10 protein-coding genes, 1 tRNA gene and 1 pseudogene are annotated in these 9212 nt (G+C 46.5%); 8 read left to right on the top strand and 4 right to left on the bottom strand.

Features of this window, described 5'->3' with window-relative positions; all coding sequences use genetic code 11:
* Positions 1-72: 72 nt before the first annotated feature.
* Complete coding sequence (locus EYQ01_11305; protein ID HIE66367.1) at positions 73-630, bottom strand: hypothetical protein; 558 nt, start codon at positions 628-630, stop codon at positions 73-75.
* Positions 623-1816 (bottom strand): site-specific integrase, encoded by a 1194-nt coding sequence (locus EYQ01_11300; GenBank protein ID HIE66366.1) that lies wholly within the window; start codon positions 1814-1816, stop codon positions 623-625. Before EYQ01_11300 ends, EYQ01_11305 begins: the two co-directional genes overlap by 8 nt.
* A gap of 322 nt (positions 1817-2138) precedes the next feature.
* Here EYQ01_11300 and EYQ01_11295 point away from each other — a divergent pair, with 322 nt between their 5' ends.
* Positions 2139-2945, top strand: a complete 807-nt coding sequence (locus tag EYQ01_11295) for an outer membrane lipoprotein-sorting protein (GenBank protein HIE66365.1) — start codon at positions 2139-2141, stop codon at positions 2943-2945.
* A gap of 91 nt (positions 2946-3036) precedes the next feature.
* Positions 3037-3110, top strand: a tRNA-Gln gene (locus tag EYQ01_11290).
* Between the two features lie 138 nt (positions 3111-3248).
* Here EYQ01_11290 and EYQ01_11285 read toward each other — a convergent pair.
* Both EYQ01_11285 and EYQ01_11280 read right to left on the bottom strand, forming a co-directional pair.
* Positions 3249-4271: pseudogene (locus tag EYQ01_11285) on the bottom strand (site-specific integrase).
* Positions 4213-5142: a hypothetical protein gene (locus tag EYQ01_11280; protein HIE66364.1), complete on the bottom strand. Its 930-nt coding sequence runs from the start codon at positions 5140-5142 to the stop codon at positions 4213-4215. The pseudogene EYQ01_11285 and the gene EYQ01_11280 overlap by 59 nt, the downstream one beginning before the upstream one ends.
* Before the next feature lie 73 nt (positions 5143-5215).
* Here EYQ01_11280 and EYQ01_11275 point away from each other — a divergent pair, with 73 nt between their 5' ends.
* From EYQ01_11275 to EYQ01_11250, 6 genes are all read left to right on the top strand, one after another.
* Positions 5216-5419, top strand: a complete 204-nt coding sequence (locus tag EYQ01_11275; GenBank protein HIE66363.1) for a DNA-binding protein — start codon at positions 5216-5218, stop codon at positions 5417-5419.
* A gap of 1 nt (position 5420) precedes the next feature.
* Positions 5421-5615 (top strand): hypothetical protein, encoded by a 195-nt coding sequence (locus tag EYQ01_11270; GenBank protein HIE66362.1) that lies wholly within the window; start codon positions 5421-5423, stop codon positions 5613-5615.
* 26 nt (positions 5616-5641) lie between these two features.
* Positions 5642-6376: a hypothetical protein gene (locus EYQ01_11265; GenBank protein HIE66361.1), complete on the top strand. Its 735-nt coding sequence runs from the start codon at positions 5642-5644 to the stop codon at positions 6374-6376.
* A 521-nt stretch (positions 6377-6897) separates the two neighbouring features.
* Positions 6898-8073: a hypothetical protein gene (locus EYQ01_11260; protein ID HIE66360.1), complete on the top strand. Its 1176-nt coding sequence runs from the start codon at positions 6898-6900 to the stop codon at positions 8071-8073.
* Positions 8043-8327 (top strand): hypothetical protein, encoded by a 285-nt coding sequence (locus EYQ01_11255; protein ID HIE66359.1) that lies wholly within the window; start codon positions 8043-8045, stop codon positions 8325-8327. The genes EYQ01_11260 and EYQ01_11255 overlap by 31 nt, the downstream gene beginning before the upstream one ends.
* Before the next feature lie 88 nt (positions 8328-8415).
* Positions 8416-8907, top strand: a complete 492-nt coding sequence (locus EYQ01_11250) for a hypothetical protein (protein ID HIE66358.1) — start codon at positions 8416-8418, stop codon at positions 8905-8907.
* The last annotated feature ends 305 nt before the right edge of the window (positions 8908-9212 follow it).

The following is a 9212-nucleotide window of genomic DNA, read 5'->3' as shown; positions in this document are numbered from 1 at the left end:
TGAGAAACACTGCTGATCCTACCGCAGCTTGCCTCTCTTTCCAACTACCAAAGTTGCACTTACTTGTTGAATTCACGCTTCATTGAAACATTCGTAAAATATATTAGAGATTTCGAGGCCGAATCCTCTAATATCTGCCTTTTGACGTCCACGGTTTTTTGTCCATGAATTTAACTTAAACTCAATCTCTTCGACCAAACCAGAAAGTTCTTTCTCAATGTTTCCAGAAAGGTCCCATGTTTCAGTTATATTATGGTTTTTTTTACTTCCATTTTGTGGAATAAAGTGATCCTTTCCGCCTACTTTATCGAGGAAGTAGAAAGGAATTTTATGCTCCTCATTAAGGTATCCTTTTTTTAGATTACTCAAGTACGAGATTGTTTTATTAAAATTTAATAACATGGGACTAGCGTAGTCTTTCATACATTGTAATGATGGATGCTCTTTTAGAGAAATCCTTTGGTGGCAAATAAAGGATAGGTGTCTAAGGAAATTATGAACTTTATCTTGATCGTAGTTTCTCAATATCTCCAAGAAACCTGTCCTCTCTTCATCCGAAAATTTGTATTCTGTGAATGTAATCTTATCATTTGTGCCGGGGAAGTTTTCCTTGACCTCAAACTTATCCATTATTATTGTCCTCCAACTGACCAACATTTTTCCTCTGGATATCCGTTGCGTGGGCTTTTAATAATTCAGCCGCCCGGCTTGCCGCTTTCTTTTTCGCACCTGGCAAGAAATCAACGTACCTCTTCGTCATGGCGTGGTTCTTATGGGTCAACAGTTCACCGATCATGTCAATCGTAAATTCCCCGGAGTTGGCAAGGGTCACGGCCATGTGATGCCTCAAACCGTGAAAAATCCGGAAGCTCTTAGGCAATTTCGCCTCAGTCTTTATTCGGTCTACCGCGCTGGAATCTATTCGTTGTTTCCCGTAACGACCAGGGAATAAAAAAAGGCATCCAGGGAAGCGTTTCTCCCTCCAGGCCATCTGCGCTTGGAGGATTGTTTCAACGGGCTCAGACATCGGGATTTCGGTAGTCCTTCCTCCCTTTGGATTCCGAAGTCTGATGATCTTTTGTACGAAATCACAGTCACGATCTGCAAGTTTAAAAATTTCCCCCCGCCGTAGGCCGGTCAGCCAGACAACTTGAAGCATTCGAGATACATCTTTACTCGGCCAGCGTTCAAGGACCTCCATCAAGCTCTGTGCCTCTTCAGGGGTTAAATATTCCGTGACCTCGTTGTCTTTTTTGGGAAACTTTATCTTGAAGGAGAGAGGGAGGCAAAGTCCTTGTTCGACTCCGTAATTGATGAGCCGCCTCAGCAACTCAAGGGTGTTAAAAACAGTGGCCGGGGCATGGTCCCTCATATCTCTTTTGACCCGCTCAACGTCAAGAGGGGAGAGCGTATCAACCCTTTTCCTTGAAAAGGCTTTCTGTAGGTGTTTTTCGTAGCGATTGAGGTCAGTCGTTCTTCCTTTAAGATTTAAGCCACGCTCGCTTTCAAAGTAGGCAGTCCTCAACTCTCCAATCGTTCGATTTGTCTTCTGCCTTTCAAAACGTATTTCCTTGGCCGATTGGACCTTTTCCTTGTGTCGGGCGGTCTTAACCCTATTCGCTCGGAGTTCGGCGGCGACTTCAGGCGAATATCCTTCCGATCTCCATCCAACTTTCTCTGTTTTCTTGAAGCCGTCAACTTTGAATGTAATGTAGTAACAAACATCCGGCTTTCCTCGGTGTTTTTTATTTTCGGAAGCATAGCAAAAAACACCTGTCCATTTGACCGTGTTCACTTGTTGGAGTATGCTAGCCATGTCGCCACCGTCCTTCGGGTTACGGTTCTAACTTTTCGCCCCTATTTCGCCCCTATCGGCTAAAATAGATTAAAATTCATTAAAGTAACGAAGGTATATTACCCGATAAATATAGGTTTAAGCAAGTGATATTAAAGGGAATTAATGAAAAGATAGGAAGGGCAAAAGAAGTAGTGCCACGGGCTCATAACCCGAAGGTCAGAGGTTCAAATCCTCTCCCCGCAACCAATTTTCCCATGATGCGCAATCATATCCCTAGAATCTGGTCACGTCAATGTGGCCTCAACTTTATGGATGATGTTCGCAAGAGCGGTCTCTTGCTGTGATCCGGAGAAATATTCCTCCCATTCTTGTCTTTTTTCTCCTCTTTTTAAGTGTTTCTGTATTACTTCCTGGAGGGGCCTATGCCCAGTCTTCCCCCGCGCCGGAGGCTATTTTACGGGCATCCGCCAAGCGGATGTACGCGATGGAGGACCAAACTGCCAACGTAATTTTTCGGGTGATCGGGCCGGACGGGGTTGAGAAGAAGACCCGCTTCAAGCTGTACTGGAAGAATAAATTCGGACAGGATAATCTCAACAGCAAGACACTCCTTGTGACGGAGTCGCCTTCTCAGACGAAAGGCCAAAAATTTTTGGTCTGGGAATATGTCGAAGAGGACAAGGCTGACCTTTGGCTCTATCTCCCGGAGCTGCGCCAGGTCCGTCGGGTCCAGCCGGGCCGTCATAATCATGATGGGGAGGAGGAATCTGACCTGCTCTTTGAAGACATGCATCAGAGGCGGATAGAGGTTGATGTACACCGTCTTCTTCCGGAGAAGAATGTGAGGGGAGAGGCTTGTTTCGTGATTGAAAACCGTTTAAAAGAAAATAAACTCTACGGAAAGACGATCACTTATATCTCTAAAACGCAGGGAACGATCCGAAAGATTGAATACTTTTCTAATGAGGGTTTCCTTCTGAAGACCCAGTATATCGAATGGACACAACTTGGAAAAGTCTTTGTCTGGAAGGCCTCCCAGATCTTTAACGCCAAGTCACGTAGAAAAACATTTATCGAGGTGAGCGACGTCAAGATAAACCTCGGTCTTTCCGATACCATTTTCTCTGAGAGAGCGCTTCGGCAGTAGGTTTCCTTCAGATACGGCATCGTTGATCTAAACGCTTGACTCCATCCCCTCTTTTTATTAAAGTTAAACTGCTCTCATATTGATTGGATCTTGGGGGATCGTCTAATGGCAGGACAACAGATTCTGGATCTGTCTATCGAGGTTCGAGCCCTCGTCCCCCAGCCAATCGCTTTCTTTTTTATTATCAATAGCTTGTGAAGTCTCCTCCTCTGGGGACTTCTCCTTGCTCTCCTCGTTGGTCACGGTTCTAGTCACGGTTCCAGCTAAACTTCCCCGGTTCACAGCATCCTGTAGGTACTCTGGCGTAAGGTGTGAATAGCGCATAGTGGTTGTGATATCTCTGTGTCCAAGTATCTCCTTCACCGTGTAGATACTCACCCCGGCCATGACGCGCCGTGAAGCCGCCGTGTGCCGAAGCGTATGCCAACAGGCCCCTGTGACTCCTGTCCGTTTGAGGGCTGGCGTGTAGATCCTATTGATGAACGATTGGGCGCTCTGGGGCTTTCTGGGGTCTGTAGCGCATGGAAAGACCCATGGTGAGGATAGGAAAGAAACGAATGACCGGAGGATTTCTTTCGCACATTCACTCAACGGGACATGGCGGGTCTTTCCCCCTTTTGGAAGCGGAAGAACCAGGGTAGACGTTTCAAGAGATATCTGATCCCATCTAAGTTTAAATTGCTCTTCTCTTCTTAACCCCGTTTCGATTGCAAAGGCGACAAGCTTCCAGTCCTCCGGCTGCATTATCTTTTGAAGTTCGTTCAATTCATCATCAGACAGGAACCGGGTCCGCATCTCTTCCGGGAAGAACTTGATCCCGCTTACAGGGTTCCTATTTATCTTCCCGTCCTCAACGGCCAACATGAGGACACGCCGGAGATAGGCAAAATGGCGGTTGATGGTGGCGGGTTTTCTATTCCCTCGTTTCTCCATCTTCTTTTGCAAGCGGCGACACTCACCAGTTGTGATCTCCGTCAAGATCCGCTTTCCAAGAAGAAGGGACCAGAAGCGACCATAGCGCTCCTCATTGCGAACCCCCCGGTTTGTCGAACCCTCCAAACAGAGTTTAATCCAAACCCGCAAGGTGATATCTTTTGATTTGTCATATTTCTCAGGGAAGTATCTCTTTTCCCGGATGTCGGCCTGTAGCCGACCATAGATGGCTTTTGCTTGGGTCTTATTATCGGCCCTGTAACGCTTCTCACGGCCATTGACGTAAATTCTGACCCACCACTTATCGGAACCCTTCGGATGTTCAAGAATACCCTTATCCTTGCCGTGTTTTCTTGCCATTCCTGGCCTCCCTTTTAGCCGCTTTCTGTCCATTTGTTTTCCAATGGAATTTCATTCTGCCTGCGTTGTTCCTGCAATCCTCAGAACAAAATATTTTTCCTTTGCGCCCACCGGTGAAGAAGCGTTTGCAACAGTAATACTTACAGCGCGATACTTTCACATCATCGGCAATATCGTCAATCAGTGCAGCATAAAGGGCTTGTTTGAAGTCAATCGGTACATATTGGCGGAAGATCCCCGGATGGCTCCCAATGGTGTCGTCCTCCTGGTATCCTATAAAAACCGCCGCCTTGGTCCCCGAAATTTCATGGTTTAGGACATCCTTCAAATATTCAGCAGAAAGACTACTACCCGGCGCATCTTTCGATGAGGGACCACCTTTCACAACCTCCATCCATTTCAAAACGCGGCGCATTTTATCCACCTCACACCAAAAGTCATCAAGCGGATAAACCTCCGCCCGGACGCCACCTTTTGCGGTCTTCCTGTAACGATCAAGTTCCATCCGTTCATAATGTTCGGTGGAGTATTCGCAAGGGATTTTATCCCCCCTTAAAAGCTCTCCGAAGTTGACTGACTCGAACCCGTAAGAGGCGCGAGGCAAAGCGGCCCGGCTTGCGGCCTCCCCCGACTCCTTGGTGTCTTTATATAACCGGTTGGGATTGAACGGAAGGCCGTAGCGGTTGGCGTATTCAAGAATGTGGTCATCCTTGCGGCAATTGACATTTGAGAAGACAAGATAGGGGGGGTCGGTTTCCTTTTGACGCTGTAATGGATCATATCCGCCCCCTGTAACCCGGCTTACAGCGACAAGAGCCCGGCCCATCGGAAGATCCTTCAGGACGTACTCGTAGCAATCATAAATACTGCATGGGCTTTCAAGTTTGAATGGTTTTTTCATCATATTCTATGGTTTATTCCATCTTGTATATAGAATTAAACCATATTACCCTTTGATAGTCAAATAGATAACAGGAATGGAGGTAGAGAAAATGGAAAAAAGACTACTGCGTGTGCCGGAAGCGGCGGCCCGGCTTGCAATTCGTGAATCGACAATCAGGAAATGGATAATTTTGAAGAAGATTAGCGTCGTACGCATCGGGCGCACGGTTACCATCCCGGAAGAGAGTATTGAAAAAATAATCCGTGACGGCTATTCAGCCGCCTTACCGGAGGGATAGTATGGAGACGGAAATACTAATAAGTCGTGAACAATTGGCCCTTTCGTACGTCCGGCGGGGTTGGTCCCTGGTCCCTCTTCGGGGGAAAACAAAAATACCAGCCCCGAAGGCCTGGCAAAACTTACCCCCGACAACGGAAGAAGAGGCGATCCAGTACGTACGAAGCGGAAACAATATCGGGCATCATCGTTGTTGATCCGGATAGCCCTCTAGGAATAGCTGGTGTATCAATTTAAACAAGAATGGAATCGGAATGGTTGTTTTTGGTTCGATAAAAAGATTATCGAAAATAAAAACTGGGCGGCCTTACCAAAGGCTTCAAAATCGGTTTTCCCAGTGATTGCTTGCCACAGAAATGAGAAAGGTGAAGCCTTCCCAGGGGAACTGACTATCGCCATCCTTTGTGGACGCGATGAGAAAACTGTCCGGCTTGGAATCAAAGGATTGGAAGGTTTTCCCGACATTAAGATTCAGAATTATGTGACGAAAAGAGGCCGTCGGTCAAAGAAGTTTTTCATCTCTAAGCCCCCTCAAGATAAAGGTCGAGCATTCCCTTTTTATAAAAGTGTCCTTGAGGGAGGGAATTGGCTTCACCTCTCGCCATCGGCACAAGCACTTTATCCAGTCATGAGATATTTTGGATATTTTGATTCTGAGATTCCTGAACTTCACTGTGAGTATGAAGAATACGATTCTTCCTATTTTGATGAAGCATATAGGACCAGAGATTGGGATTTATGCGAGGCTGAATTGGGCATATTAGCGGAGTACGCAAAGATAAGCATCCGGGCAGTAAGGCCTGCTTTGAGAAATCTAGAGAAATATCACTTGATTGAGAATTACGTGGATGAGAGTCGTAAAGGATGGAAAGTTTTTTTACGTTCCAATTTTTATTACGCAAGAGATTATTTGAATGAAGGAATAATGAAACGATACGCCACTCCTGGTACAGAGTGAAAAAATTACCAAATGATGGGGAAAAAAGTTTCCAGGGCGTTCCGTTTTCAAGAAAAAATTACCGGGTAAGTATGTATTAAGAAAGAACTTAAAAAGTATTTAAAAAGTATTAACGAGAGTCGTCGAAAAATATTTTCAACGACCTGCGTCTTTAACTCCTTTTTTTGAAGGGAAAAGCCAATCAAAAAACCCGGCCACCAAGGAATAGAAATTGGAACCGACGAGATATGAAACCATGGCGATTAAATATTACGAAAAGTTTACTTCGGGACAGAAAGAGAACGCAATACTAACTCTTTCTTGGGGTTTCTTAAAAAGAAGGAATTAAAAGGGTTAAAGGTGCGGGTGGCCCAAACAACTTAGGAGGAACCTCATGGAAGAAACAAAGTTCTCGATCATGGCAAATAACTATTTCATGAAATGGCGTACAGCAGAGGAAACCATCAGGACTCAATGTGAAGCAATAACAGAACTCGGAGACGAATGTACACGACTGCGAAGAGAGAATTATTCTCTGCGTGATGCTCTCAATGAGAGGGCAAGGGCAACTGCCAACACAAACATATAGGAGGAATGATATGGAAAGAAAAGATTTTCACCCCACAGCGAACATTTTCCCCTTGATGCAGGGGAAAGAGTTTTCCGACCTTGTTGCCGACATCAAGGCACACGGCCAACGTGATCCCATCTGGTTGCACCCCGACAAGTGCATCCTTGATGGCCGGAACCGTTACCTAGCTTGCATGGAGGCGGGGATCGAGCCGAAGTATTCATTGTGGAACGGCGAAGGGTCCGAGCTTTCCTTCGTGATCAGCTTAAACCATCTCAGACGGCACTTAGATCTGAGTCAGAGGGCTATGGTGGCGGCCAATATTGCCAATATGGGAGAGGGCAGACCTAAAAAAACTCCGCAAATTTGCGAAGTAAAAACAAGAGATGAAGCCGCTGAAATGCTCAACGTCGGAACCCGCTCTTTGGATAGTGCCTTAAAAGTAAAGCGAGAAGGAACCCCTGCCCTCATCCAGGCCGTGGAGTCCGGCAGGATCCCCGTATCCAGTGCCGCTGAACTCGCCGACAAGGAACCGGAGTTTCAGGAATCCGTTGTCGAAAGAGTCCATACGGGAGTCAAGCTGACCGAAGCCATCCGCCAGACAAACCACGAGATGAAAATAGAAGCCCCTGAATTGCCTTCCGGTAAATACCGGGTCATCTACGCGGATCCGCCGTGGTCATACGGGAACAGCGGCCTTGACGGCTACGGCCATGCAGAGCGGCACTACCCTACCATGAGCATTGAGGAGTTGGGGAAGGTGGGGGTCAGGGACATCGTAGAAGACGACGCGGTTTTATTCCTTTGGGTGACTTCCCCGATGCTTCAAGTTTGCTTCAAGGTCATTGAGGCGTGGGGGTTTAAGTATAAAGCGTCTTTTGTTTGGGACAAGGTGAAACACAATTTCGGACACTATAATTCCGTCCGGCATGAATTCCTTTTGGTGTGTACGCGTGGATCTTGTACGCCGGATAAGGGGAAATTATTCAACAGCGTTGTTCGGGTTGAACGGACAAAAACGCATTCCGAAAAACCGAGTCAGTTTAGAGAAATTATTGACACCCTTTATACTAAGGGAAAGAGAATTGAATACTTTTCACGAGCCACCGCCAAGGGATGGGACCAGTTCGGCAACGAACCGGAATAAAGACCTGGCAAGACAGAAATACAACAAGGACTACTACGAAAAGAAACGAAAGGAAGGCAACGAATTTTGAGGGAGGGACGCATGGCACCAGCAACCTTGTGGCGGCCTGTCATTCGTGCAATTCATTGAAGCATGCTAAGACATTTATGGAATGGATGGAGGAAATTCAAGAACCGCATAAGACAAGAACGATACGTTCATACAAGTGGAAACACGGGAGAGACCCGAGTCAGATGTATACCGATAAAATATAAAAAGGTACTCCCTGGGGCCATCGGGCGAGGGTCGCGACTAAGCGCATCTGTTGCCTAGGCACAGCCTCAAAACGAAGGATGACATAACATGAAGAAAGAACTTTTGACACAAGCCGGATATGCCAAACAGAAGGGTTTTTCCCGGCAGTATGTGAACAAGATTATCAAGCTGGGCCTTATCACCCTTGACCCTTCCGGCAAGATAGACCCAATAAAGGCAGACCGAGAACTAAAAAGAAACTCAGACCCGGCCCGGAAGCTTAAAAATGGGATTGAGGACCTTTCCTACACAGAGGCACGTACTCTTCGGGAACAGTACAGGGCAATGAACGAAAAACTTGTTTTTGAGTCGCGGGCCGGAGAACTCTTTGAAGCTGAAGTTGTCATGAAATTGTGGGGGCGTCACATCATGGATTGCCGGTCTAGGTTGCTTGCACTTCCTACGAAGATCGCCCCGGTGGCGTTCGCGTGCAAGACCATCCAGGAAGTCCAGGCCACGACTGAAAAGCTGGTCCATGAAGCGTTGAATGAACTTAAGAATATTGATGTTGGATCTTACTCGGAGGGCAAAAAACCATGAAAGAAAAAGAATTCAGTCCGATGTTCTTACCCGCCGCTCTGGGGGTTTGTGATGACTGTTTACAGAGCCGGAAGCAAACCGGACGCAGTGAGTCAATTATCTTTACCTATTGCATCCAAACCGAGCCGGGGCCGTTATCAAGCCATACAATCGGATGAAGGTGTCGATGATTAAACTTTGACACAGGCGATCAACCAGATACGCCGCTTTTTTTCAAGTACTCAATACGGTTCTGTCGCAAAATACTCCAGAGGACAAAAAGGGCCTGACGATCTCAGTCTTTAAGCTGCCAATGAGTAAAATTG

Source organism: Candidatus Manganitrophaceae bacterium (assembly GCA_012960925.1).
GTDB lineage: Bacteria > Nitrospirota > Nitrospiria > SBBL01 > JAADHI01 > DUAG01.
The sequence above is the reverse complement of the archived record's forward strand: the minus strand, read 5'-3'. Positions and strand labels throughout refer to the sequence as shown.